This is a genomic window from Paenibacillus sp. MAHUQ-45 (assembly GCF_058133325.1).
In genome coordinates, this window is the sequence record NZ_JBYUPV010000001.1 from 1 (window position 1) to 26,407 (window position 26,407).

The following is a 26,407-nucleotide window of genomic DNA, read 5'->3' on the forward strand; positions in this document are numbered from 1 at the left end:
GTAAGACCCCTTGAAGACGACGAGGTAGATAGGTTGGAGGTGGAAGTGCAGCAATGCATGGAGCTGACCAATACTAATCGGTCGAGGGCTTATCCTACTAGATAAAATGCAAATTCGTTTCGATCCAGTTTTCAGGAATCAAGTAATAAGAAATAAAGTCCTAGTGGCTTATATTTCGAAAACTTGTGTTCAGCATTTGGCGATGCTGAGACCTGTATAATGCATTTGTACCGCAAATGCCCGTTTGGTGGCGATGGCGGAGGGGTTCCACGCGTACCCATCCCGAACACGACCGTTAAGCCCTCCAGCGCCGATGGTACTTGGACCGAAGGGTCCTGGGAGAGTAGGACGCCGCCAAGCACTAGACCACTGTTGATAATTCAACAGTGGTCTTTTATTTTATTGTGAACTCTTGAATCCTGAGTGAAGGATAGTAGCGTGATCATTTAGATTAATGGTGCTTTTGGTGCTGGCAAAAGTGAAACAGCTTATACGTTAATTCGCTGCCTCCGGCACCCTACCCTACGTATTTGATCCGGAGAATGCCGGTTACTATCTTCGGGCAAGTGCGCCCTCTATCTGATGCCACGGGATTTCTAGGACCATCTGCTTTGGCGTGAAATAATCATTCCATGCTTAAGCATCTTACCCATCATTATAAAGGGATCATTATCGTCCCATGACTGTGGGGAACGAGAATTACTTTGCACAGATCGCAGGTAAGCTAAGAGGGGACGGCATCATTTTACACTGCTGGCTTCGCGTGAGAGCTTATTGAAGCGGCTAGAAGGGCGTGGGGGGGATATGACTCCTGGGCATGCCCAGGAGATCGACCGATGCCTCAGAGGGCTTTCAAGTGAGGTCTTCCACGATCATCTTGATACAGAGCTTCTGAGCGTCTCAGAGGTAGTAGAACTCATAGCATCGTGGGTTGGAATAGAATTATTACAACACGTAGCGTAGAGTCGTTCTCACGGCTTCAGGTAGCCTTAAAGTAACTCAATATACTCCTAAATGAAAAAGAATTATACACTGAAAAAATATTTTTAAAAATATTTCAGAAAAACTGTTGCTATATCCGAAATAATATGATAAGATATTTTTTGTTGTCACGGAAAAACATTAACGCACGGCCCGTTGGTCAAGGGGTTAAGACACCTCCCTTTCACGGAGGTAACAGGGGTTCGAATCCCCTACGGGTCATATCCATGGAGGCTTAGCTCAGCTGGGAGAGCATCTGCCTTACAAGCAGAGGGTCGGGGGTTCGATCCCCTCAGCCTCCACCATATAGATTTTATTTTAGAAGATAAGTTAAATACTTTTTACTGACGCGGGGTGGAGCAGCCCGGTAGCTCGTCGGGCTCATAACCCGAAGGCCGCAGGTTCAAATCCTGCCCCCGCAACCAATTTTCATTCATGCAAATATTCCTGGAACCGTGGTGTAGTTGGCCTAACATGCCTGCCTGTCACGCAGGAGATCGCGGGTTCGAATCCCGTCGGTTCCGCCATCTTTTCTGCTTTAAAGTTGAGAAGTTGTATTTTGCAAGTATGAGCCATTAGCTCAGTTGGTAGAGCACCTGACTTTTAATCAGGGTGTCGAAGGTTCGAGTCCTTCATGGCTCACTTTCTTTAAAGTGTGCCGAATGAAAATTTACCGTATGCGGACGTGGCTCAGCGGTAGAGCATCGCCTTGCCAAGGCGAGGGTCGCGGGTTCGATTCCCGTCGTCCGCTCCATAATTTGCGCCCTTAGCTCAGCTGGATAGAGCGTTTGACTACGAATCAAAAGGTCGGGAGTTCGAATCTCTCAGGGCGCGCCATCTTTAAACTAAATATGCCGGTGTGGCGGAATGGCAGACGCGCTCGACTCAAAATCGAGAGGGAAACCGTGGAGGTTCGAGTCCTCTCACCGGTATTATATGAAACAAGTAAAGGTTCATTGGGCATTAAGCCTAATGAACCTTTTTTATTTATATTTAGAACTACATTCATAGCATTAGCTGACGAAGCCTTCGAACTGTACTTCAAATGAGATTATACATTTGCTGTAGTTGAGTAATCCTATGGCCCAGCCACTCTTAGACTTCTTTCATTCCTACACCAGTTACTTAGATCAATTGCTGACCACTTCAGCCTGGCAACCTCGCTACGTCTCCATTCATAAAAGGCAACAAGAACGCTCATATTGAATGTTGCCTAGGCATCTCATTCAATATGAGCGTTTTGGCTATGGCTATCTTTTGTCGGATAAAAAGGGCTTGCGCATAACGTAACGTGAGGCCCTATACTGGTGCTTGAAAGAAAATATTAATTTTTAATGGGAGTGTTTATAATGTCAATCAATAGGGACAAGCTGCAAGAATCTTTGGCTCCTGCCCTTCGGGTTCCTCCCCGCGTAGGATGGGGTGTTCTCACCTATTTCCTCTACAGCGCAGTCTTCTACGCGATCTTCGTGCTCAACGATATCGACTACACGCGAGTGGGTGAGAGTGAGCGGACCCTTCTTCTCTGGTATATAGCACCGCTGTCTGGCGGTGCCGTGCTGACCATCACAATGGTCACGATCTACGGATGGTGGCACCCTAGCCTGGTTGAAAGGCGGAGTCTTTCCGGGTGGGCGATGACTCTCCCGATCATCATGCTGGTCATCGCGATCGTGAACATGCTGGCCGGCGATTTCACCCGAGTCACGCCCCTCATGTGGCTGTATCTCATCTTCGGCAGTATCATGGTTGGCTTCAATGAAGAGATGATCAACCGAGGTCAGTTGATAGTTGCTCTGCGCAGCCGATTCGGCGAAACCGGGGTCTGGCTGCTCTCAACAGCGATGTTCGCAGTCTTCCACCTGCCGAACATGTTCTGGGGCATCGGGGCGGGAGCCCTGTTCCAGGTAATAATCGCTTTTGGCCTCGGTTCGATTTTCTACCTCGCCCGGCGGTCTACCGGATCGCTCGTGGCCTCTATGTTCCTGCACGGGCTCTGGGACTTTAGCGTCTTTTCAGCGAATGGCGCGTCGGCGTTACCCATCGCTGGTTTACTAGCTCCGTTGTTGGTGATCGCTGCAGTGATCACGGTCCCGATCATCCTCCGCCGTGAAAGAGGGCGCGATAGCGCCCAAAACGTGTCACGATCAGTCGGCTAATTCATCTGTCCGGTCGACGAGCACGCTCCTGTCTCACAGCCAACATGCCGAACAGCCCGCAACTGCTGTTATACTTTGAGAATAGCTAAAGATGCCGAACCACTTGGTGAAGAGAGCAGAAAACAGTCGGATACCCTACTGAGCTACTTTAGAGCAAAATTAGAGGAACCCACCTAGGTTGCGGAGCAATCCCTTTTTACAAAGCAAGACAGAGAATAATGGTTTGCTACACGAGCCTGTCAGGAGAAATCCTGGTGGGCTCTATTATTTACTAGCTGCACCTGTGTAGAATTAGCGGGGATGCGATGCTATAATGAGCTTATTTTTATAGAGGCAATGTTTAGGGGAAAGGTGACAGTAGTGATGGTGAGTTGGTATCAATTAACCGATATTAAACGTATTAGTGATCTTGAGAATTGGAATTCCAATATAAAAAAAATAAAGACCACTATGCTTATTATTGCGATAAAAGGAAATATCCATACCGTTGTAAACGGTGAGTCCATGACCTTGGAACAAGGAGATGCCTATCTGGTCAGACAGGGAGATTTGTGGGAGTGTGGCATCAATACCGAAAAGGATGTCCTTGTTTATTTGTTGTCCTACCATACCGGGGAAACGATGGATAGTGAATATGATATAGATAATCTAAATGAAATAAGATCATTCAAAATACCGGCTACTAGCTTGCCGCCAATCGCTGACTTATGCGCTGCGATCTACCGTCAATTTTCTACTGTGACTCTAGTGGAGAGATTTCGCAGTCAAGCTATTTTTCATGAGCTTCTGTATCAGTCTATGAAATTGATTAGCAATCATCGGGATGATGCAGCAATGTCGGCATTGGGGCGAGTCGAGCATTTTATTGAGCATAATTTTCATAAAAATGTGACAGTGGAAGGACTAGCAGCTGTAGCAGGGCTTAGCGAGCGGCATCTCATGCGCCAATTCAAAGAAAACCATCATTGCAGCATCATGTCATATGTCAATAAACGGCGTCTACAGGAAGCGAAATCCCTGCTTACGGGACAGATGAGGAAAATGTCTGAGGTGGCTGAGCTGGTTGGCTATAAAGACGAATATTATTTTACACGCAAATTCAAGCAGCACGTTGGCATTCCGCCAGCGGCATATATGAGAAACAGGCAGAAAAAAATTGCAGCATACAGCTGGTTTAATTTGGGGCATTTGCTTCCCTTGCAAGTCGTTCCTGAAATAGCACCATTAGATCATTGGTGGACAGATTATTACCGTAATAAATATGCTACCGACGTTCACACACTGCTAAGCCATCATTATGGAGAAAATCGCCGTATTCTTGAGCAGGCTAGGCCTGATTTGATCGTGGCGCTGAATACGATGGACCCCATTGAACAGGGCCGAGTACGCCAAATTGCTTCAACCGTATTTATTCCCTGGATGGAGATGGATTGGAAGGAGCATCTGAGGTTTGCTGCACATCATTTGCAAAGAGAAAAGGAAGCAGAGCTATGGCTGGAGCGTTATGCTTATAAAGCAGCACTGGTAAGAGATTTTGTCGGCCAACGACTAAAAGGGGAGAAAGTATTGGCTATACGTCCTGTTAAGGGAGGCGTTGAAGTATTCGGTAGCAGGAATGTAGGGGCTGTCTTATATGGCGATCTTTCGCTAACTCCTGCGGGAGAAGCAGATCAAATTGCGGTCATCCGCGCCGTTTCTTATGAGGAGCTGGCGGAGTACGATCCTGATCGAATATTTGTGCTAACCAGTCATTCCCTTCATGCTGATAACAATTGGTTAGAATTAAGTGGCACGGATGCTTGGAAGGCATTAAAAGCTGTTGTACAGGAAAAGGTACAGGTTGTTCCAGAAGACCCATGGGTAGAATACACTGCTTACGGGCATGATCGTCAATTATCATCATTAATGAGCCTGTTTGGCGGAAACATCCAAATGGTTAAGGCGCTTTAGTCTATGGGACTATTGCACATAATCCCTTATAATGATTTAAATAAAAATGATAATCATTATCAAGTTGGGGGTTATGGAGTTATATGAATAAAAAAGCAGGTATCGTTGCAGTTTTATTGTGCATTTTACTAATGACAGCTGGTTGTGGAACAGGTTCAAAGAAAGAATCCGGCGAAGGCGCAGCGCCATCAGCAAGTGCTCAAGCACCTTCTACAAAAATATATAAAGATGCAAATGGTAAAGAGGTGGAGATTCCGGAAAATCCGCAAAGAGTAATTAGCTCTGACTTTTTATCGGAAGTATTGGCGCTTGGCGTCGTGCCTGTAGCCGCTCATGACACTGCTTTTGAAGAACCGCTGACCAAAGAGCTTGTTAAAGGTTTACCCAAAATAGGAACTTGGCCGCCCAATTTAGAGGCTATTTCCGCTGCTGACCCCGATCTTATTATTGTAGCTGATTATACGGATGCTGAAACAGACGGAGTGTTATCCAAAATTGCTCCTACAGTTGCAGTGAACTATAGCGATAATGTATTCGAGCGTGAACGGACGATTGCTAAAATTTTAGGCAAACAAGAAAAAGCGGAGCAAGTTATTTCGGCCTATCAGGAAAAACTGGAGCAGGCTCGTCAAAGACTTAAGCCATTTGTGCAAGAAGGGGCCACAGCTGTCACCATGCGTTTTGTAAAGAACCAACTGCTTGTCTTTTCGTCAAAAAGCGGAGAGGAGACGCTGTATACGCCTTATGGTTTTACTGCGCCACTCCCTGTTCAAGAAATTTCGAATAGTGATCAGCCGTTTTTTGCTATGATATCTATGGAAACTCTCCCGAAGTTCGCAGCTGACTATATGTTTGTTGTAGCAGGAAGAAATGAAGAAGAGCAGCAAAGCTTAAAAGAGTTGCAGGAGAGTCCCATCTGGAAGGGGCTGCCTGCGGTGAAAAATAATCGTGTATACGTTGTACCAGAGGACTGGATTAAAACAGATTTGATCAGTATGAACTGGCAGCTGGATGAAGCCGTTCGAATGCTGGAAAAATCTTCTCGATAGCATGTGCGGCTGAAAATCGAGTGGGAAACCGTGGGGGTTAGAGTCTTCTCATTGGTATACAATTAAACGAGTAAAGGCTCATTAGAAGAAAAATCTAATGAGCTTTTTTTTATTTTAAAATCTAATTCATAGCTTTAGAAGGAACAAACATTGGCTGTAGTTGTGTAATCACTATGAACGATCAACTCTTTAATTTCTTTCATCTTTATACCATTTGCTAACAGCAAGTTTGCGCAACTGCGACGTAAATCATGATATTTGATTCTGCGGAAGTTTTATTTTAACTTGTTCTTAGTTCTGTCCTTCTCATTAGTTATGAGCCTGCCATTTAGCGATACGGACGTGACAATGTGATTTATAGTTATGGCCCTGTTATTATTATGGTGGGAATTTCTCGAAACGGAATGAACTTTTAGTTAAATTATAGAAATTATGGAGAGGAGGCAGAAGGTGAAAGATCCTAGATCACCTTCATCTGCTATACAGGTTTAAGACACCCTCGTCAATTTTATTCAAAGTCACGAACAAATTTAGTGTCTTGATGAATTGCTATTTGCCGGATGTGAGGACAGTAGAGCCGAGCCAGCAGCTTATGCAGCTTGTATTTCATAAAGAGAGCAGTATACAATGGGAGCGAACTAAGGAGGGATGAACATGTCGATCCAATCCAGCTTCCGCCGAGCTAATGCTATATGTAACCGGCATGCTACCAAAATTCAAGGTGATGGCCTGTCTATATCTATTTTATATTGGGGATTCATGCCGGCCCATTTCGATAATTCCCTCCACCGCCATTCTTTTTTTGAAGCTTGTTATGTGATGGACGGAGAGGGAAGCTATTATGAACACGACAGGGAGTATGATCTAGTAAAAGGAACGGCGTTTCTATCAACGCCTGGCGTATGGCACCAAATTCGCAGCACTTCCGGATTGACCTTATGTTATGTTGCTTTTGAAATCGATGAATCACAAACGGGGCCCTTTTATCTCGAAGTCTATCGTAAGCTCGCTGAGCAGAGACAAAGCGTTGTAAGCGGGGTTGATTTTCTCGCAACAGGATATTTGTGGCAGTCTTTGGTAGCGTTGTGTGCTAGTTCAGGTTCAGCAATACCGCTGGCTTTGGAAAATGTGGCGTACTCGCTGCTGCTGTCCTTCCCGGAATTGCATGGCTTGACACGAACCGCAGGTGAAAGTGTTCAGCAACCGATTTCTCCAGGGCATGCTTTATTTAGTCAAGCCAAGCGTTTCATCGACGATAATTTAAGTAATGAGCTTACGCTTGCGACCGTTGCGAGTCATCTGCATATCTCTTCCCGGCATTTGACCCGATTATTTCAGGAGCATCTCAGTCAGTCCTTCGTACATTATATTCAGGAGCGCCGGATGCAGTATGCAGCGCAGCTTTTGCTAAATGATTATGTACCCATTAAGGACATTGCATTACAGTGCGGATTTCAATCCGTGCATTACTTTACCCGTGTGTTTACCCGTGAGCTTGGCGTATCCCCTGCCAAATTTCGCCGTTCGCAATTCTCCGAAGGTCGCTCCGGCAAAAATCATTACCCTCCGAACATGTCCTGATTGTACAAAAATAGTGCCCTTTCCTTTAAAGACGCTGCCCCCAACAATTTATACAATGTGAACATACATTGATTACGAGTTGGGAGGCAGCAGCAATGGAAGTAAATAAAGTTCGATCCTTTAATTCGGTTCCGGTTAATCCTGTAAGGCTGCAAGGTCATGAGGCAGTGCAGTCCGATATCGGGACGGGCTATGAGGGATGGCTTCGGCTAATAGAGGACCATTTTAACCAACACAATTCCAAGACATATCATTTAGTCATTGATGGTACCCACGGCGCTACATTTACGACAATCCTTGAGCAACTGCAAGCGTTGTGCCACAAAGAGAACATCGCATACATTGAACTCGATAGTACGCGTTATATGAAAAGCAGTGCAGAGCTATTAACGGCGTTTGACCGTTATTTGACCGATAACCGCGCCTTTGGATTTATAGCTTCAGATGTCGATTTTAAAGACTACTTCAAGCCGCAGGCGCAAGCGGATTGGCAGACTAACGTTGCCGAAATGCTTCATCAATCCTCGGAATCCTTGGAGGGGAATGGTTCTCGTACGATGATTATTACGTATGGACCAGGCGCAGGCTATCTCTCCTCTGCTGCCTCACTATCTATATTTTGTGACATTTCACGCGAGAACCAACAGCAGCTGCACCGGCAAGGAATGGGTTCGCTGCAACTCGGGCAATGTGTAGATTCAGTAGAGACCTATAAACAAGCGTTGTTCCTGGAGTGGCCGATATGGGACCAATACCGTAAGCGCTATCTGAATGATTTTGACTATTACATGGATATGAATGATCCGAAGCAGCCGACGTTTGTTACGCTTCCTTTATTGCGTTCTCTCATGCAGGCTGCTGCGAAGCAGCCGATCCGCGTAAAGCCGTTCTTTGCTCCGGGCATTTGGGGCGGGCAGTATTTGAAGAAGCTATGTAAATTGCCGGAAGAATGGGATAACTGTGCCTGGAGCTTTGAGCCGATCGCACCGGAAAATACGCTGCTAATTGAAGCCTACGGTCATACGTTGGAGCTGCCGTTCCCGCTGTTGCTGTCAGCCCATCCACAGCAGATTATGGGAGAGCGGAATGTCCAGCTGTTCGGAGATTATTTCCCGATCCGCTTTGATTATCTGGATACGATCGGGGGCGACAATCTATCCCTGCAGGTTCATCCCCGCCAATCCTATATTGAGGAAACCTTCAACGAGAGGATGACCCAGCAGGAGTCCTATTACATCATGGAGCAAGAGGAAGGAGCAACTCCCTTTGTAGCCCTTGGTTTTACCGAAGGAACAACCGGAGAACAATTGCTGGACGCAGTAGATAACGCTCATGCCTCGAAAGAACCGCTAGAAGTAGGACAGTATGTGAACGTGCTGGATGCTCACAAAGGCGATTTGTTCCTTATTCCACCTGGAGCTGTTCATTACGCGGGCAGAGGCAATCTCGTGCTGGAAATCTCATCTACCACCTGGTGGTTTACCTTCAAGATTTACGATCACTTGCGTCTGGACAAAGATGGCTTACCGCGGCCCATTAACCGCGACCATGCAAGCCGCAATATGAATGACAGCTTCGATACGCGTTATGTTAACAAGCATCTGGTGCCATCTCCTGTCATTTCTCGCGTACAAGGTAATAGTAGCGAGGAATTACTGGGAGAGCGTGAAGACTTGCTGTTCCAGGTCAAAAGATTAAAGCTGAATGGCGAATGGCATGGCGATACGAACGGTCAATTTCTCATGTTCAATCTAGTCGAAGGCAATCGCGTCCGTCTTACACCGCTGAATAATGAGGAGGCCGCTGTGGAATGGGGGTATGCGGAGGCCTACATTGTTCCCGCCGCAGTGGGGGAATTTCGGATTGAATCGATTGGTGACCAACCATGCAGCTTAATCGTTGCTCAGGTATCTCCAATATGGAATACGCCTCTGCTGCCTCATCATTGGCAAGATGGTGAAGTGTAATGGAGTCAGAGGTCCTGCGAGAGAGCGGATTAATGACGACCATTGCCATTGATGCGGGTGGGACGTACCTAAAGGCTGGCGTTCTGAAGAACGGCATTCTCCTGCCGGAGCTTTCCCTCAGCCGGCCATCGCATTCGCAGGGAACTCCTGATCAAATCGTCGGCGGACTGGCTGATCTTATTCTGGAACTGTCGGCTGCCTATAGAGCGCAGCTAGATTCCGAAGACATTCAAGCTGGATTTGTGATCGGCCTAGCTTTTCCGGGACCCTTCGAATATGAACCAGGTATTTCACGTATTCGGGGGCTGAATAAATATGATTCCATTTACGGCCTTAATTTAAAAGTGCTGCTGCGGGATGAATTGATTCGACGTGCAGAAATAAACCCGGCCGTAACATGGTTGTCGGAGCTGGCTGTGGCACCTATCCGGCTGGGCAATGATGCCGTTCTGTTCTCTCTTGGCGTCAGTAGATTGTTCCCGGAGGACAAAATGCTATGTCTGACGCTGGGAACGGGGCTTGGGTCTACCTTTATTGAGAAGCGAAAGGTAGTCATAGGCAGATCAGGCGTACCTGCCACAGGCATGCTGTATGAAGAGAAGTTTGACGGAGAAGTAATCGATGATGTATTCGGCAGCAGAGGCATATTGTCATTAGCCGATCGTCTGCATGCCCGTTCAAACGCGGACAATGTACATGATCTCGCCCTTGCTGCCCAAGCGGGAGACCCCTCTGCAATCCAGGTATGGAGGGTATACGGCCAGCGACTTGGCCTTATGCTGCGTCCTTATGTAGCGGCCTTTCGGCCCGACAAACTTGTCCTTGGCGGACAAATCGCTAAAAGCCACAAGTTATTTGAAGACAGCCTGCAAAGTGCACTCAAGCCGGAGCAGGTGGTGCTTTATTTTGAAAATGATGTACTTGAGCAAGTGTTTTATGGCATTGATCAATTGTTTGACACCATTCATAAGATAAAGGAGTTCCCAGCATGAACCTTCAACAGCAACTCGAACAGAGCTCTATTCCGATGCCTGCGCGCAAGTGGAAAATTTATGCGATTCACCATTCTCATACCGATCTAGGCTATACGGAGCGTCAGGAGAAAATTGAACAATACCATGTCGATTTCATTCGCCAGGCTCTGCGTATTGTCCAAGATGCTCATAACGGAACTAACCCCGAGTGGCAAGGATTCCGTTGGACGTGTGAGACCTTCTGGGCTGTGGAGCAGTTTTTGCAGCAGGCCAGCGCTGAAGAGCAGCGGGATTTTGCCGAGGCCGTTCTGCGGGGCGACATCGAATTATCCGGCACATATCTCAATATGACCGAGCTGCCAGATTACGATCTTCTAAGCAAAATCCATAGCAAAGCGCAAGCCTATGCCCGTTCGATCGGACATCAGGTGGACAGTGCCATGACGGCAGATATTAACGGTTATAGCTGGGGGTATGCCGATAGTCTGCTGCAAAATGGTATCCAGCATTTATTCAGCTGTATTCATACTCATCACGGCATGTACCCGCTTGGGCGCAAGCAGCTCCCGTTCTGGTGGGAGTCTCCCAGCGGCGAGAGGCTCTTGGTATGGAACGGTGAGCACTACATGTTTGGTAACGAGCTCGGGCTATGTCCGGGAGCGCTTGGCAAATATATGATCCGCGACGAGTTCAATCATAAGCTTTTTGAGCCGGGTGAGATTCACGATCAGATTGCTAATATCCGTATTCACCGCTATCTCACCCAGTTGGAGGCAGAACAGTATCCGTTTGAATTCGTGCCTGTCATGCTCTCTGGACTGCCCACGGACAATGGAGCGCCGAACAGTGCGATCATTGAATGGATTGGAGAATGGAATCGTCAGCACGGTGAGCAGATTTCCATTGAAATGATCAGTTTGAGTCAATTCTTCGAGCGATTAAAGCAGGAAGGATTAGAAGAGCTGCCTGTTCATGCAGGAGATTGGCCGGATTGGTGGACAGATGGCGTCAGCTCCACACCAATGCACACCCAGATTTACCGTGACGCGCAGCGCACGCTTCGTAAGGTAGAAAAGCTGGACCCCGAGCGGAAGCACGTCAGTGATCAAGAGCTGGAGTCTGTCGAGCAGGCACTGGTTCTGTATGCAGAGCATACCTGGGGCTATCACTCCTCCATTTATGAACCGTGGCACAAAAATGTACAAATGCTGGAGGTGCGCAAGCAGGCACATGCCGCAGAAGCAAGCCGTTTAGCTTATCGTGCGCTGGATGCTGTGCTGTTGGCTGAGAATGGAGCGACATTATACCCAGGCCGTCCATATCGCTTCCGTGTAACGAATACGTCGGAGCTTGAAATCACTGAGCTGGTGCAGCTGAGGCTAGAGGGATGGGAGCCGGATGAGCTTCGCGGTGGCGTGGAGGTCATCCGCGAAGATACTGGAGAAGTATTGCCTATGCAATCATCCCATCCGCAGACCATCATCACAGAGCTGACGCTGAAGGGACTGCAGACCTGCATGCTAACCTTGCGTCCGCTGCCACCGAAGTCTGCGAGCACAGGGATATCGGTATCCAATACGAAGCTGGTCGGTAGTGACCGGGTATACGATATGGTCGATATGTATCCTGTTATGTCGGCAGGAGCGGCTGCATCACCAATCACATTGTCTCAGCATGGTCTGGAGTCTCCGTTCCTCTCGCTGAAATGGTCGGAAGCAGGTGGCATTACCTCATGGTACGATAAGAAGAACGACAAAGAGTTGCTGCGCCCAGATGCACAATATGGTGCTTTTACACCGATTTATGAAGTTACAGTTCCTGCTGAGGAATCTGAGGCCTCTGAGGTCTGGGGTGTTCGGTCACGCATGGGACGCAATCGTAAAGGCCTGGGTGTGCAGCGGTCGATCGGCCGGCTTGCCTCTGTCAAAGAGCTGGATAACGGTCCGCTGTATGCTACGCTGGAGCTTCGCTACCAATTGAAGGGAATCTCCTATTTCTCCTTGTTCCTTAAGGTATACGCCAAGATCAGCCGTGTAGATATCTCCGTTCGCTTCCATAAGGACAGTGTCTGGAATCCGGAAAATGTGTATCTTGCGCTGCCGTTTACCGCTGGGGAAAGTAAGCAAGAGACTTTATATGCGGATAAGCCCGGCGGTCTCGTACGTCCTTGGAGAGATCAAATTCCGGGAAGCTGTCTGGACTACTCCGCCGTACAAGCAGGTATTGCTTGGCAGGATGAAAAGCGTTCCCTGATGCTGGCGACTCCAGATACACCGCTTATCCAATTGGGATCGCTAGATTACGGCACCAGACAGGTTCATACTCAGCAGCGGTCTGACGCTAGTCCGGAAACCTACGCCTGGCTCATGACTAACTACTGGGAGACGAATTTCAAAGCAACCTTGGGCGGATTTTATGAGTTCCAGTACTACGTTGCTACAGGCGCTAAAATGGCTCCAGCCAGCATTGCCGCATCCCTGCAGGGCCTTCTTGATCCATTCGTTGTAACCCGGTCTCGCGACTGAGGTAACAAGCTCACTTTGCATATAAAACAACATGGAAGCAGCATTCTCTCCCGTTCGTTCTGGAGGAGTGCTGCTTCGTGTTTTTTTGTTTTCTTGTATCAATAAACTTGACACAGATTGGGGCGAAGGGTACAGTGAATGATAAGATTACATGAGGAGAATGAAGCTGTGGCTAAGTACTCGGTTATCAAAGAAGATATTAAGCAAAGGCTAATAAGTGGAGAGTGGACTGAGGGCTATAGGCTACCATCCAGCCGCGAGTTTGCCCAATATTATGAGTCTAGTGTGAATACGATTGAAAAGGCGATCAAGGAATTGGCGGAGGAAGAGTGGCTCATCCGGGATAGCCGCAGAGGCACCTTCATGAATAAAGAGAAGGAAATCATGCAAGGTGGTACGCGTCTGGTGGCTGCTTTTGTATTTGGCATTGATAATCCGATCTGGGCGACTGCACTGCGAGGTGTGGAAGACGCCTTGTTTTTACGGGGCTATCAGCTGCTGAGTTCAAGTGATGATCGAAATCTTGAAAAGCTGGAATCCCTCGTACGAGGGGCAGTCGAAAGAAAGGTAGAAGGGGTTATCTTAAGTCCCTTTATGAGCGAAGGGCATGAAGAGATTAATAATCGGATCTTCTCCTTACTTCAGGATAATAGGATCAAATACATAAGCTTGGATCGGGTGGTCTACAATACAAGCATTCCGTATGTAACCAGCGATAATATTGCGGGCGCTTACAGCCTGACCAAGCTACTCATCGAACAAGGACATAGACGGATATTATTTATTAAAAATAGTAACATAAGCACGATCAATGAACGGCTTACAGGCTTTAAGCAGGCATTTGTTGACTCAGGACTGTCGTATTCCGATGAATTTGAAGTGTTTATTCCCACCAAGTATGAGGATTTCTCCGATGAATTTGACCATTATTGTGAAATTTTAGAGCGAAAAATGAAAGAAATGTCGTTCACAGCTGTATTTACTGCAAATGATCAAATTGCGGAGGCAGCTCTCCAATCCTTAGAACATATGAATGTTCGTATACCTGAGGATGTATCGCTCGTAACTTATGATGCCGAAAATTTAAACCGCAGGAGCAAACTAAATGTAACAGGGATCACACAGCCTTTTTATGAAATGGGGCAATGCGCTGCCGGGTTATTGCTGAACATGATGGATGGTAATGAAGATCAATTGTTTTACGGACAAGTATGCAAATCGAACATTTATATTGGGGAAACTGTTCGCTCGATAGGGTTCTGAATGTTCTTTTTTGGCACCAATTTGATTAGCGGCTTTGTTGGAATTCCGTTGCGGACTTTCAACGAAGCCGCTTTTTTTCGATTCTTAATTGAGTATCAATTAGTGGGATTAGGGCATTTATCAAATTCATGTATCATTTGTTGTATCATTAATAATCTAAAAATAAATAATATATTGACACAGATATTCATTAGTTGTATTGTTTATTTGTAAGCGGTAACAAGTTGAGGTCTGGAGAAGTTGGAAGTGCCAAGTTGTTGAAGGGGGAAGGCAGAGAGATGGTAACTTCACACAAGTTTTTCAAAAGATTTTGGAAGCAACGGTACTTATTTTTAATGGTCTTGCCCGGATTTTTGGTTGTACTGGTGTTCAGTTATTTTCCAATGTACGGGATACAGATTGCCTTCAAAAAGTATAGTGCGGTTCGAGGGATGTGGGGCAGTGAATGGGTAGGGTTTAAGTACTTCATTTTATTTTTCCAGGATCCTATGGCGATGAGGGTGCTCAAAAACACCATATTATTAGGTATCTATTCCTTGCTATGGGGATTTCCCGCCCCGATTATATTGGCCTTGCTATTCAACGAATTAAGGTTTCCTAAATTCAAAAAAGCGGTACAGACCATCTCCTATTTGCCACACTTTATTTCCACGGTCATTATTGTGGGTATTCTTCGGACCTTTACCGAGAGAGAAGGGCTGTTTAACAAAATTGCGGGTTGGTTCGGCGTCGATCCGATTGTATTTCTGTCAGAGCCCGAATGGTTCAGGACTATCTTTATCAGTTCAAACATATGGCAGGGCATCGGTTTCGGTACAATCTTGTACCTGGCGGCATTAAGCAGTGTTGATCCTACGCTATATGATGTTGCGAGTATTGATGGTGCGAATCGTTGGCAGAAGGTGCGAAATATTAACTGGCCGCATATCAAACCAACGACGATTATTTTGCTTATTTTGTCCCTTAGCGGGATTTTGGGTACGGATTTTCAGAAGATCCTTATGCTGTATAACCCAGACACATATGAGGTTGCGGACGTTATTGGGACCTATCTTTATCGTGAAGGCATTATGGGGTCAAGGTTTGAATATACGACCGCCATTGGGCTCTTCCAGTCGCTAGTCGCATTTATCTTACTTATAGGAGCGAACATGTTAAGCCGTAAAGTATCAGACACAAGTATTTGGTAGGGGGTGCGGGACATGGTAGGTAAAGAAAGTCTGGGTTCAAAAATATTTGACGTGTTCAATATTTTGTTGATGCTGCTGCTATGTGTGGTCATGTTATATCCATTCTTGCATGTCATTGCAGTTTCTTTAAGTAGTTCTGAACCTATTCTTAGAGGCGATATTACGATTTTTCCTAAGGGCTTCAATGTAGGCGGTTACAAATATATCTTCCAGGATCCATTTCTGTATTCAGGCTACGCGCATTCCATTATATATGCACTGGGGTCCACCTTGTTCATGCTGACCTTTACTTCATTAATGGCGTATCCACTGACGCTTCCGGACTTCATGGCCAAAAAATTTCTTTCGATCTTTCTGATCATTACGATGTTCTTTAGTGGTGGCTTGATTCCTTCTTATTTGCTCGCACGGAGTCTTCATTTGCTTGATACCTATTGGATCATGATTATCCCGGGTTGTGTCTCCGCATTTAATGTGTTTTTGTTTAGGTCCTTTTATCAATCCATACCCGCTGATTTACGAGAATCCGCTGTTATTGATGGGGCTAACGATATTCAAATCTTAACCAAAATTTATTTGCCGCTCTCCAAGCCGCTTCTGGCAACATTTGCACTATTCGGCATTGTTGGCAGCTGGAATGGATGGTTTGAAGCACTGGTGTATCTTCAGGACGAGAATAAGTATCCCCTGCAGCTGATTCTAAGAAAATATTTATTCTCCCTTTCCTTCGATTCCGGAACCGGAACAGAAGTCATGCAAGCGATGCTGGCACAAATGAATGTGAATGCAAAAAATATTCAAATGGCGATTGTTGTTATTGCGATGTTCCCAATCATGGTGATCTATCCGTTCCTCCAAAAATATTTTGTGAAAGGTGTCATGATTGGTGCTGTTAAAGGTTAATTTTCCTAGGCTAATGAGAAGAGCAAGTAAAAGATGACAATGATTCCAGGAGGGGTAATAATGAGACGACGCTTCAAATTATCTTCTTTATTGCTTGCAAGTGTATTAAGCATGGGAACCATCTTGGCAGGATGCAGCTCTGACGCGAGTTCCACAAATTCGGCAAACACTGAAACTGCTGAGCAATCTGGAACACTAAGCTTTTCTGTGACCTTGCCTTCCTTTGGCGCCAAAATTGAAGATTCTATGGTGCATAAGGAATGGATTAAACAGATGGAGACCTTAACGGGTAAGAAACTGGATATTAAATATAACTACATTCCGATTGGTGAATACGAGGAGAAATCCAAGCTACTGCTGGCCAGCGGTGATACGACAGATTTGTTTATGGTCATGAGCAAAGACCTCTTTAAGCAATATGAAACAGAGGGCACGTTCCTGGAGCTGAGCAAGTATAAAGACCTTCTGCCTAATTATATGAGCTTAATCGATCAAGCTACAGATGGAAAAATCAAGGCAATCCGCTCGGATGGCCAATTCTACGGATTATGGAATATCGACCTTCCAAGACAAGCGAAGGATAAAGGCATGGGCGTATACACGCCGGCAACCTATCGATATGATATTTTTCAAAAGGAAGGTATCAGTATCCCAAGCACGATCGATGAGCTGTATGCAGCTGCAAAAACGTTAAAAGAGAAATATCCGAATTCCTATCCGGTGAATACGCAAAGCGGTTCCTTCGATCCACTCTTTTATGCTAACCATAATGGAGGCACGTCCATCTATTGGAACGGAAAAAATTATGTTTACGGACCGTTCGAAGAATCGTATAAGGAAGCGCTACAGTTTGCCAACAAGCTGTATGCGGATAAGCTGCTAGATCCTGAGGTATTCTCGGATAAAACCGATGCTATTAAGAAAAAAGTAATGAGCGGCACGAACTTCATTTTGCTGTCTAACTGGTTTACCTTCCCTGGTGACTGGAATCGCGCTTCAACGGGAGGGGAGAAATTCGTTATTTCCCTATTCCCCGATAACCCAAAATACGGGAAAGCATGGCAAAGTGTAAACGACTTCAGCTCCGTAGGGGTTAGCTCGGGTGCGGTGATGGTGGTCAATCCGAAGGCCAAGCATGTGCAGGATTTAGTGAAGCTGTTAGATTTGCAATATAAACCGGAAATTATAAACCTGATTACTTGGGGGATTGAAGGTACGTCCTACACCAAAGATGCCAGTGGCAAACCGACCTTTGTGGATTCGATTAAACATGCGGAGAACCCATGGATTGAAGGCGATAAGTACGGAACGAGATCAAGCAGCTCCTACCGCCCTGGTCTGCAAATGGCCATTGATACTAGAGCATTCGTTGATTTTGCGCCTAAGGACTCCGGTATCGTAGATGGCAAACTGGTTGAAGAGCCGTGGGAGACCGCGTTCAAAGATATGCCGTTCCCTAATGATTACGTGCCTCCAATGATTTTCGAGCCTAGTCTTGAATTTACAGATGATGAGCGCGAGCAGATCACTTCGGTCATGTCGCCGGTAAATACGTATGTAGCAGAGATGCAAAATAAATTTGTAAATGGCAAAGAAAGCTTTGATAAATGGGCAGATTTCCAGGCTAAGATTAAGAAAACAGGGGATCTCGATAAAGTCCTTAAGATTTATGACGATGCGCTGAAGAGATATGAAGAAAGACGTGTAGCGAATAAATAATAATTAACGATCATGCCCGCTATGTTCCTGCTAGGGGGCGGGCATGATTTTGAACATTAAAAACTGGTGGTGGAACCTTACATGGAAGCTGTGGAATGGAAACAGAGAGTAGAAAAGTATAAGGGGATCTTTACGGAGCCTCCGAAAATTGTTCCTACAGACAAGGTCGTCGATAGCCCGGTCATTGGCAATGGCGATCTCGGCGTCACGATTAGCGGAAAGCCTGAACAGCAGCGTATATGGATATCGAAAACCGATTTCTGGAAAGCGCAGCTGATGTACTCGAATGGTAGCCCGTGCTTGTTAGGCGGGATTGATGTTCATATACCCGCTCTGACAGGTGCTTCGTATTATAGCGAGCAGCAGTTGGATCAAGCAACTATCGTATCCACATTTCATGGAGCGGCAGCGTCGGTCACGATGACCTCCTGGATTTCAGCCCTGGAAAATGTGTTAATCGTGGAGCTGAGCAGTGAAAAGCAAGCCGTTTCCGTTACGCTGGATCTGTGGGTGCAGACCGGAAATGGCTCGGAAACGGAGCAGGGACAGGATGGCGATACGGCATGGGCGGTACGTAAATTTACCGGTGAAGGCATCGAATGGCCAACGGAAGGCGTTATTGCTATGCGCTGCTCGGGGGGAAGTCATTCCTTTGAGCTACAGCCTGGAACAAAACAATACATCGTTGCCTACGTGGTGACGAACCATGACGAGGAAAACTACTTGCAGGATTCGATTAGCAGAGCGGGTCTTATCGACGAGAAGCGGATTGCTTCGCTGCGTTCAGAGCACACCGACTGGTGGAGCGGGTTCTGGGCAAAGTCTGCGATTGAAATCGGGGATGAATTGCTGGAGAAGTTCTGGTACGGCTCCCATTATATTATGGCTTGCTGCAGCCGCAACAAGAAGTTCGCGCCGGGCTTGTTCGGCAACTGGATCACGACGGATAACCCGGAATGGGCGGGAGATTATCATTTGAATTACAATTACCAAGCCCCTTGGTGGGGAGTGTATTCGTCCAACCACGTTGAACTGAGCGAACCGTATGATACGCCGCTGCTGGAGTATATGCCAAATGGTCGCCGGTATGCGGAGGAGTACTTGGGATGTAAAGGGATCTATTACGATGTCGGTATTGGCCCGAAAGGTTTGCCTACTGCACTATGTAATACGCCTTATGAGAACGGGCACATGTTTTTGGGGCAGAAGAGCAATTCGGCGCTAAGTACAGTCAACATGCTGATGCGGTTTTACTATACGTATGACTTGGAATATGCCCGTCATGTGTACCCGTTCCTGATTGAGGTGGCGAATTTCTGGGAGGATTATCTGACCTTCGAGGATGGTCGTTACGTGATTTACCGTGATGCTATTCATGAAGTTGGAACCTATACAGAGTCGCACGACAATGAGGATTGGGACCGTGGCTTGGAGGATATGAATCCCATCCTTTCATTAGCGCTCATCCGAATGCTATTTAAAGGGCTACTCGATGTTTCTGGACAATTGCAGCTTGATGGGGATCGTCATGAGAAGTGGACTCATATCTTGGAGCATATTAGCGATTATCCAACGTTTGAGCGTGATGGGAAAACGATATTCCGTTTAACGGAGAAAGGGTACGAGTGGTGGGGGGACAATACGCTCGCCATCCAGCATATCTGGCCTGCTGGCGGGATAGGTCTTGATTCAGATCCGCAGCTTCTGGAGATTGCCAAGGATACGATTACGGTGTTGAATCGCTGGACGGATTATAACGGCTTTCCAACCATATTTACCGCTGCTGCACGTGTCGGTTATGATCCTAAGACTATTCTACGTGAGCTTCGCCGCCAATGCTCGGAGCATAGCTTCCCGAATCTGTTTATTTTCTTCGGTGGAGGGGGCATCGAATGCTGTAGCGGTGTGCCTTCGGCCATCAACGAAATGCTTCTGCAAAGCCATGAGCAGGTGATCAAGCTGTTCCCGGTGTGGCCGCAGGAGAAAGCTGCCCGCTTCCACAACCTGAGAGCCGTTGGAGCATTTCTTGTATCCAGTGAGCTGTCGGACGGAAAGGTAACGCACATTGATCTTACTAGTGAGAAGGGCAGAGCCTGCAGCATCTTGAATCCATGGTCAAACGGCGAGTTCTTTATTGTGGAACTAGATGGCGCCGGCCATCAGCCAAGGGAAATCGAGTGGCAGTTGTCTGCAAACATCATCTCTTTTAATACAGAAGCCGGCAAGTCTTATAGACTGCTGGGCAAATAGATTTAAAGCTACCAAATAAGATGAACAAAGATAGTAACGAAAAGCGAGGAGGAACGAAGGGGGAAGTTTGGAACTGTAGGAGCGAAGCGCTCGCCTTTGTATCCAGATTTCAACCGCTAAAAGCGGATTAGAAAGAAGAAATCTGGATACAACAGCGACCGGAAGTCCAAACATTCCACCGTAGTGACGACCAAGCCTTACGTTTGGTTCTAAAGCTCGGCTTACTTGGTAATGATTAGATTCAGCATGTCAGGAGGAACGTCTGTGTCAAAAATTAAAGAAATACTAGTGCTTCACCACAGTCATTTGGATATCGGCTATACTCATGCGCAGCCTATTCTACTGGAGCTGCAAAAGAAATATATCGATCAGGCCTTGCAACTATGCGAATTGACCGAGGATTGGGCGGAGGAAAATAAATTCCGCTGGACCTGTGAATCCAGTTACCCTGTGCTTCGGTGGCTGGAGGATGCAACCGAGAAGCAGGTTGAACAGTTCCGCCGTTATCTGCACAATGGGCAAATGAGCATCTCTGCTTCGTTCTTGCATACAACACCTCTTGTGAGTGCGGAGCAAACGGCGCATATGCTGCAGCCCATCAAGGAGCTGCGCAGTCGATTTGGGATCGACATCAAAACGGCTATTCACCATGATGTCAATGGGCAGCCTTGGCCTTACAGCCAATTGCTGCTTGATGCGGGTGTAGAGTTTTTCATCATGGGGATCAATATCCATATGGGCGCCGTTCCATTCAAGAGACCGAACGCTTTCCACTGGGAGACGCCTGATCATAGAAAGCTGCTGACGTTTAACGGTGAGCATTATTCACTGTTCAGCCAATTCTGCAACGTCAACGCTAAAAACACGGATATCATGGCAGAAGGCCTTGCCCAATATCTACAGAAGATCGAGGATAATCCAGACTATCCATTCGATTTCGTCTATTTAACCGCAACCAATCTGCCGTTATATGATAACAACCCGCCGGATCAGGAGCTGGCATACCTTATCAAACGATGGAACTGTGAGTCGCATGAACAGCGTATTTCATTCGTGACACCAGAGCAGCTGTACATGAGAGTAAGCAAGTATACAGAGCAGCTCCCTACATATGCTGGGGATTGGACGGATTACTGGAACTTCGGTTCCGGCAGTGCAGCCAAGGAAACGAGGCTGAATCGCCGCACGAAGCAAGGCATGAAGGCAGTCGAGCTACTGGAAGCCTTCTACGGGGAGCCGGATGCAAGATATGCTGCAATCAAACGGCAAGCTTGGGAACAAATCAATTTGTACGACGAACACACCTGGGGGGCATTTAACGCCATCGCCGATCCCGACCATCTGAATGTTGATATTCAATGGGCACACAAAGCGCACTACGCGTACCAAGGAAATAGTCTAACTGGCTACTTACTTGGAAGCCAACTGGAGCAGCTTTCTGGAAATCCGCTTCAGGGTGATGACCCCGAGGGGATCATGCTTGTGAACTATTCATCTGTTCCAATCAAACATGACCTGCGGGTTCCCTCAAGCTTCCGAGCGCCTGGGCGGCATCTGAGCGCCGACAGAATGAGGCAAGTGCTCATGAACAACGATCGCCTTGCAGGCGGAGAGAGCTATGGCGTGATTGAGCTGCCGCCGTTCAGCTGGCGCAAAGTTCCATTCGATAAGCTGCAGAAGGCGGAGCAGGCTTCTAATCTTGAAGCTTTTCCCGGCATCAAGGAGAAATGGAACGATCCGTTTAGTGCAATGAATCAGGGATTTCAGATCAAGGTGCAAAATGGCGTCATTGAATCTCCATACCACCGACTTGAATTCGATCCTGTTCGAGGAAGAATTCTCAGCTTGTATGACAAGCAAAACGGATGGGAAACCCTTGATTTGTCCAGTCCGTGGACGTTGTTCCAATATGTTCAGGAAACGATTGACACGACAGCCTCGGAAAATAGCAGACAAACTATTTTTTCGCGTGATATCGAAAAGGGCAATAACAGCATCAGCTGCTGGAATAATGACTGGCCTGCTGTAAGGCAGACGCACTCCCGCTTGATTAACTGCTTCGTCGAACGAGGGGCGAATGATGCAACACTAGTGCTGCAGTGGGAGGCGCCTGGAGTGGATAATCTGGAGCAGCGCTTCACGCTATTCAGCTACCGTCCGGAGATTGAGATCAAAGTTTCTTATATGAAGCAAGACATCACTACTCCGGAAGGAACGTACTTCGCGATTCCACTCAATTTGCGAGACTGGCGATGCTTCTACGATACCGCTGGACAGCTTGTGGAGCTGGATGAGCAGCAGCTGCCTGGTGTATGTAGGGATTTTGTGACCGTGGACAAAAGCGTTTCCCTATTCAACGGAGATCATGGTGTGACATTGGTTTGCCCTGATGCGCCTTTGGTGCAAGTAGGAGATTTCAATTTTGGCAGGGAACTCAAGGAAATCGACAAGTCGGCTAATCCTTTGCTGTTGGCCTGGCCTATGAATAACTACTGGGAAACGAACTTTAGAGCGCGTCAACCTGGCTTTAATTCCTTTACTTATCTGTTATCGACTTATCGTACATTCGAACCGTCGGCCGTCACTGAAACTTCTACTCAAGCCGTATCACAAATCTATGCCACGCCTGTTCTGGATTGCAAGCAGGAGGAAGCAGGGCAATTCATCACCTTTGAGGGTGAAGATGTGCACATTTTCGATGTGAAACCGGCGGAGACAAGCAAGGGCATCATTGTACGGATAATTAATGTGAAGGACGACAATGCAGAGGCTCATTTGAGCTTTCCAGGCAGAGTGATTGCGGAAGCGTACGAGTCTAATGTTCTGGAGGAGCAGTTGAACCCACTTACTACCCAGGATCTAGACGCACTGCAGATCAGACTTGGAGCCAAGCAAATGAGGCACCTGCTGATTGTATTGGAAGAATAGGACAACGAAGGACGAGAAAAGTAATCTTCACTGGGGCAGCTCAGTGATTGGCGAATCGTTGCATGTCATAGACCTTCAAGCGAATGCCTTGTGATGTCAGCAGGGCATCGTCGCTTGAAGGTTTTTTCTATGAGAATGTAGTGTTCATTTAAGGAATACTCGTCGCTTGAGTAGGGGGCGGGGGTATAGTAGAATAGATCTAAGGAGGCGAGTTTTATGGAATTAGAAATAAATGAAACGGAAAGTTGCTGCTCAACAGATGAATCAACCCGAAAAAGCCATCACTCAGATAAAGTGAAAAGTAATTTGGTTAACCGTTTAAACAGAATTGAAGGTCAAGTTCGAGGTATTAAAGGATTAATCGAAAAAGATACGTATTGTGACGATGTTCTTAATCAAATTGCTTCAATTCAATCGGCTTTGAATGGTGTCGGGAAGCTTTTATTGGAAGAGCATCTTAAAAGTTGTGTAGTGGAAAGAATCCAAGAGGGAGACACAGAGGTTATAACTGAGCTAATGACAACAATGAAAAAGTTGATTAAGTGAAGCAGCAGTGGCTGCTTTTTTCTTTGGGGTAAAATATAGGGTATAGGGGTATATTTTTTGTTGACATTATATAGGGTACCGGGGTATCCTATAATCACGAAGAGGAAATGAATTCCTCATCCCTCAAGGATATGACGTCGTCTCAGAAGTTATTTGATATAAAGGAGTGAATTATTGTGGAGGCAACAGCTAAGCAAAATAAGCAATCGTCTTTTCAAATCACAGGCATGACCTGTGCTGCTTGTGCCAACAAAATCGAAAAAGGGCTCAACAAGCTCCCGGGGGTTACCAAAGCTACTGTGAATTTTGCAATGGAAACCGCTCATGTTGAGTATTCCCCAGCTGAAGTTAACATCGATGATATGCAAAATAAGGTTGAAAAGCTGGGTTATACAGCTGTAGTGAAGCAGGAGAATCAGAAGGCCGGTGATCACCGTGCAAATGAAATTCGCAATCAAAAGCGAAAATTGCTGATATCTTCTATTCTTTCACTTCCGCTTCTGTGGTCCATGGTAGCTCACTTTAAATTCACTTCGTGGATTTATTTACCGGATCTTTTCATGAACCCGTGGTTCCAGCTTATTCTGGCTACACCGGTGCAATTTTATATCGGCAAACAGTTCTATGTTGGAGCCTATAAGGCGCTTCGCAATGTTAGTGCGAATATGGACGTTCTTATTTCACTCGGTACTTCGGCCGCCTATTTCTATAGTCTTTACCTAACCATTGATTGGTTTACGACGAAGGATATTATGCATCATGGAGGACCGTCCCTTTACTACGAAACAAGTTCGGTACTTATTACATTGGTTGTAATGGGAAAATTGTTTGAGTCGCTCGCAAAAGGAAGAACTTCAGAGGCGATCAAGTCCTTGATGAGTTTACAGGCTAAAACGGCTTTAGTAGTTCGGGAAGGCCAGGAAATGACAATCCCGGTTGAAGAGGTCGTGGTAGGAGATGTAGTACTAGTACGGCCAGGGGATAAGGTTCCTGTGGATGGAGAAGTTCTTGAAGGTACATCATCCGTAGATGAGTCTATGCTTACAGGCGAAAGTCTACCTGTTGAGAAGAAGGCCGGGGATAACGTAATCGGGGCAACAATCAATAAAAATGGTGTTCTCCGGGTGAAGGCCACGAAGGTCGGCAAAGAAACGGCGCTTGCGCAAATCATTAAAGTTGTAGAGGAAGCTCAGGGTTCTAAGGCCCCCATTCAGCGTGTAGCAGATGTGATCTCCGGAGTTTTTGTTCCGATTGTTGTCGGCATCGCAATCGTAGCCTTCCTTGTCTGGTACTTCCTCATTACGCCTGGTAATTTTGCTGGATCTTTGGAAATAGCGATTGCAATTCTCGTTATTGCTTGCCCATGTGCGCTTGGACTCGCAACTCCAACATCGATTATGGCTGGATCGGGACGTGCGGCTGAGATGGGGATTTTGTTCAAGGGTGGCGAACATTTGGAACAGACGCATAAAATTGATGTCATTATTCTGGATAAGACCGGTACGGTAACGAAGGGCAAGCCAGAACTAACAGATGTGATGTCAGAGGATAATGAAATGGAATTCCTAAGATTAGTCGGCGCGGCTGAGAAAAATTCGGAGCATCCACTGGCGGAAGCCATTGTGGCCGGTATCCAAGCGAAGAATATTGAATTGCCGCCAACCGAGTCTTTCGAGGCTATTCCAGGTTATGGCATCAAGGCGGTTGTGGAGGGTAGAGAGCTTCTTGTTGGTACACGCAGACTCATGGAAAAGTATCAAATTAATGCTAAAGCTGCCTATACCACAATGGCTCAGCTAGAGAATAGCGGAAAAACTGCCATGCTGGTTGCAATCGACAACCGTTACGCCGGTATGGTTGCTGTAGCGGATACCATTAAGGAAACTTCTAAGGCTGCGGTAAGCCGTCTAAAAGAGATGGGTATTCAGGTCATTATGATCACAGGCGATAACGAACGCACAGCCAATGCCATTGCAGCTCAAGTAGGGATTGAGCATGTTAGAGCAGAAGTGCTGCCTGAAGGAAAGGCCGAAGAAGTTAAGAAGCTGCAAAGCCAAGGCAAGAAAGTAGCGATGGTTGGAGACGGCATTAACGATGCTCCGGCACTTGCGACAGCTGATATCGGTATGGCCATAGGTACAGGTACAGATGTAGCGATGGAGGCTGCGGATGTTACCCTTATGCGTGGCGATCTGACGAGTATTCCAGATGCCATTTATCTGAGTCGTAAGACTATGACTAATATTAAACAAAACCTGTTCTGGGCGCTGGGATACAATACTTTGGGCATTCCGATTGCAGCCATTGGATTGTTAGCACCTTGGGTTGCAGGTGCAGCAATGGCATTGAGTTCCGTTTCTGTTGTTCTTAATGCACTTCGGTTACAGCGTGTGAAGGTACGTCATTAAATTCATTATAGTGA

General features: G+C 46.5%; 15 protein-coding genes, 8 tRNA genes and 2 rRNA genes. All 25 read left to right on the top strand.

Going from position 1 to position 26,407, the window contains the following annotated elements; translation table 11 throughout:
- Window positions 1–97, top strand: a 23S ribosomal RNA gene (locus AC3Y23_RS00005); the annotation flags it as partial.
- 146 nt (window positions 98–243) lie between these two features.
- Window positions 244–360, top strand: a 5S ribosomal RNA gene (rrf, locus tag AC3Y23_RS00010).
- Window positions 361–1,131: 771 nt separating this feature from the next.
- Window positions 1,132–1,203: transfer RNA gene (locus tag AC3Y23_RS00015), tRNA-Glu, on the top strand.
- 7 nt (window positions 1,204–1,210) lie between these two features.
- Window positions 1,211–1,286, top strand: a tRNA-Val gene (locus tag AC3Y23_RS00020).
- A 43-nt stretch (window positions 1,287–1,329) separates the two neighbouring features.
- Window positions 1,330–1,406 (top strand) — tRNA-Met (locus AC3Y23_RS00025).
- Between the two features lie 24 nt (window positions 1,407–1,430).
- Window positions 1,431–1,508, top strand: a tRNA-Asp gene (locus tag AC3Y23_RS00030).
- A 42-nt stretch (window positions 1,509–1,550) separates the two neighbouring features.
- A tRNA-Lys gene (locus tag AC3Y23_RS00035) sits at window positions 1,551–1,623 on the top strand.
- Between the two features lie 37 nt (window positions 1,624–1,660).
- Window positions 1,661–1,735 (top strand) — tRNA-Gly (locus AC3Y23_RS00040).
- 6 nt (window positions 1,736–1,741) lie between these two features.
- Window positions 1,742–1,818: transfer RNA gene (locus AC3Y23_RS00045), tRNA-Arg, on the top strand.
- Between the two features lie 16 nt (window positions 1,819–1,834).
- Window positions 1,835–1,913, top strand: a tRNA-Leu gene (locus AC3Y23_RS00050).
- 417 nt (window positions 1,914–2,330) lie between these two features.
- Entirely contained in the window at window positions 2,331–3,140 is an 810-nt protein-coding gene (locus AC3Y23_RS00055) for a CPBP family intramembrane glutamic endopeptidase (protein WP_379194346.1), read from the top strand.
- A gap of 351 nt (window positions 3,141–3,491) precedes the next feature.
- On the top strand, window positions 3,492–5,090 hold the full coding sequence (locus tag AC3Y23_RS00060) for a helix-turn-helix domain-containing protein (RefSeq protein WP_379194348.1): 1,599 nt from the start codon (window positions 3,492–3,494) through the stop codon (window positions 5,088–5,090).
- Between the two features lie 83 nt (window positions 5,091–5,173).
- Complete coding sequence (locus AC3Y23_RS00065) at window positions 5,174–6,139, top strand: ABC transporter substrate-binding protein (RefSeq protein ID WP_379194350.1); 966 nt, start codon at window positions 5,174–5,176, stop codon at window positions 6,137–6,139.
- Window positions 6,140–6,793: 654 nt separating this feature from the next.
- On the top strand, window positions 6,794–7,720 hold the full coding sequence (locus AC3Y23_RS00070; RefSeq protein ID WP_379194352.1) for a helix-turn-helix domain-containing protein: 927 nt from the start codon (window positions 6,794–6,796) through the stop codon (window positions 7,718–7,720).
- A gap of 95 nt (window positions 7,721–7,815) precedes the next feature.
- The gene (locus tag AC3Y23_RS00075) at window positions 7,816–9,687 is read left to right on the top strand and encodes a class I mannose-6-phosphate isomerase (protein WP_379194354.1); all 1,872 of its coding nucleotides are present in this window, start codon (window positions 7,816–7,818) and stop codon (window positions 9,685–9,687) included.
- Complete coding sequence (locus tag AC3Y23_RS00080; protein ID WP_379194356.1) at window positions 9,687–10,679, top strand: ROK family protein; 993 nt, start codon at window positions 9,687–9,689, stop codon at window positions 10,677–10,679. Before AC3Y23_RS00075 ends, AC3Y23_RS00080 begins: the two co-directional genes overlap by 1 nt.
- Window positions 10,676–13,186, top strand: coding sequence for a glycoside hydrolase family 38 N-terminal domain-containing protein (locus AC3Y23_RS00085; protein WP_379194358.1), 2,511 nt, complete (start codon window positions 10,676–10,678; stop codon window positions 13,184–13,186). The genes AC3Y23_RS00080 and AC3Y23_RS00085 overlap by 4 nt, the downstream gene beginning before the upstream one ends.
- A gap of 168 nt (window positions 13,187–13,354) precedes the next feature.
- Window positions 13,355–14,449 (top strand): GntR family transcriptional regulator, encoded by a 1,095-nt coding sequence (locus AC3Y23_RS00090; RefSeq protein ID WP_379194360.1) that lies wholly within the window; start codon window positions 13,355–13,357, stop codon window positions 14,447–14,449.
- Window positions 14,450–14,727: 278 nt separating this feature from the next.
- Window positions 14,728–15,639: an ABC transporter permease gene (locus AC3Y23_RS00095; protein WP_066365077.1), complete on the top strand. Its 912-nt coding sequence runs from the start codon at window positions 14,728–14,730 to the stop codon at window positions 15,637–15,639.
- Window positions 15,640–15,651: 12 nt separating this feature from the next.
- Window positions 15,652–16,542 carry a carbohydrate ABC transporter permease gene (locus tag AC3Y23_RS00100; RefSeq protein WP_379194363.1) on the top strand — a complete coding sequence of 297 codons (891 nt, stop codon included), beginning with the start codon at window positions 15,652–15,654 and terminating at the stop codon, window positions 16,540–16,542.
- 60 nt (window positions 16,543–16,602) lie between these two features.
- Window positions 16,603–18,261 carry an extracellular solute-binding protein gene (locus tag AC3Y23_RS00105; protein ID WP_379194365.1) on the top strand — a complete coding sequence of 553 codons (1,659 nt, stop codon included), beginning with the start codon at window positions 16,603–16,605 and terminating at the stop codon, window positions 18,259–18,261.
- 81 nt (window positions 18,262–18,342) lie between these two features.
- Window positions 18,343–20,511 carry a glycosyl hydrolase family 95 catalytic domain-containing protein gene (locus AC3Y23_RS00110; protein ID WP_379194367.1) on the top strand — a complete coding sequence of 723 codons (2,169 nt, stop codon included), beginning with the start codon at window positions 18,343–18,345 and terminating at the stop codon, window positions 20,509–20,511.
- 264 nt (window positions 20,512–20,775) lie between these two features.
- The gene (locus AC3Y23_RS00115) at window positions 20,776–23,439 is read left to right on the top strand and encodes a glycoside hydrolase family 38 N-terminal domain-containing protein (protein WP_379194369.1); all 2,664 of its coding nucleotides are present in this window, start codon (window positions 20,776–20,778) and stop codon (window positions 23,437–23,439) included.
- Window positions 23,440–23,655: 216 nt separating this feature from the next.
- On the top strand, window positions 23,656–23,985 hold the full coding sequence (locus tag AC3Y23_RS00120) for a metal-sensitive transcriptional regulator (RefSeq protein WP_379194371.1): 330 nt from the start codon (window positions 23,656–23,658) through the stop codon (window positions 23,983–23,985).
- A 176-nt stretch (window positions 23,986–24,161) separates the two neighbouring features.
- Window positions 24,162–26,393 carry a heavy metal translocating P-type ATPase gene (locus AC3Y23_RS00125; protein WP_379194373.1) on the top strand — a complete coding sequence of 744 codons (2,232 nt, stop codon included), beginning with the start codon at window positions 24,162–24,164 and terminating at the stop codon, window positions 26,391–26,393.
- Window positions 26,394–26,407 lie beyond the last annotated feature (14 nt).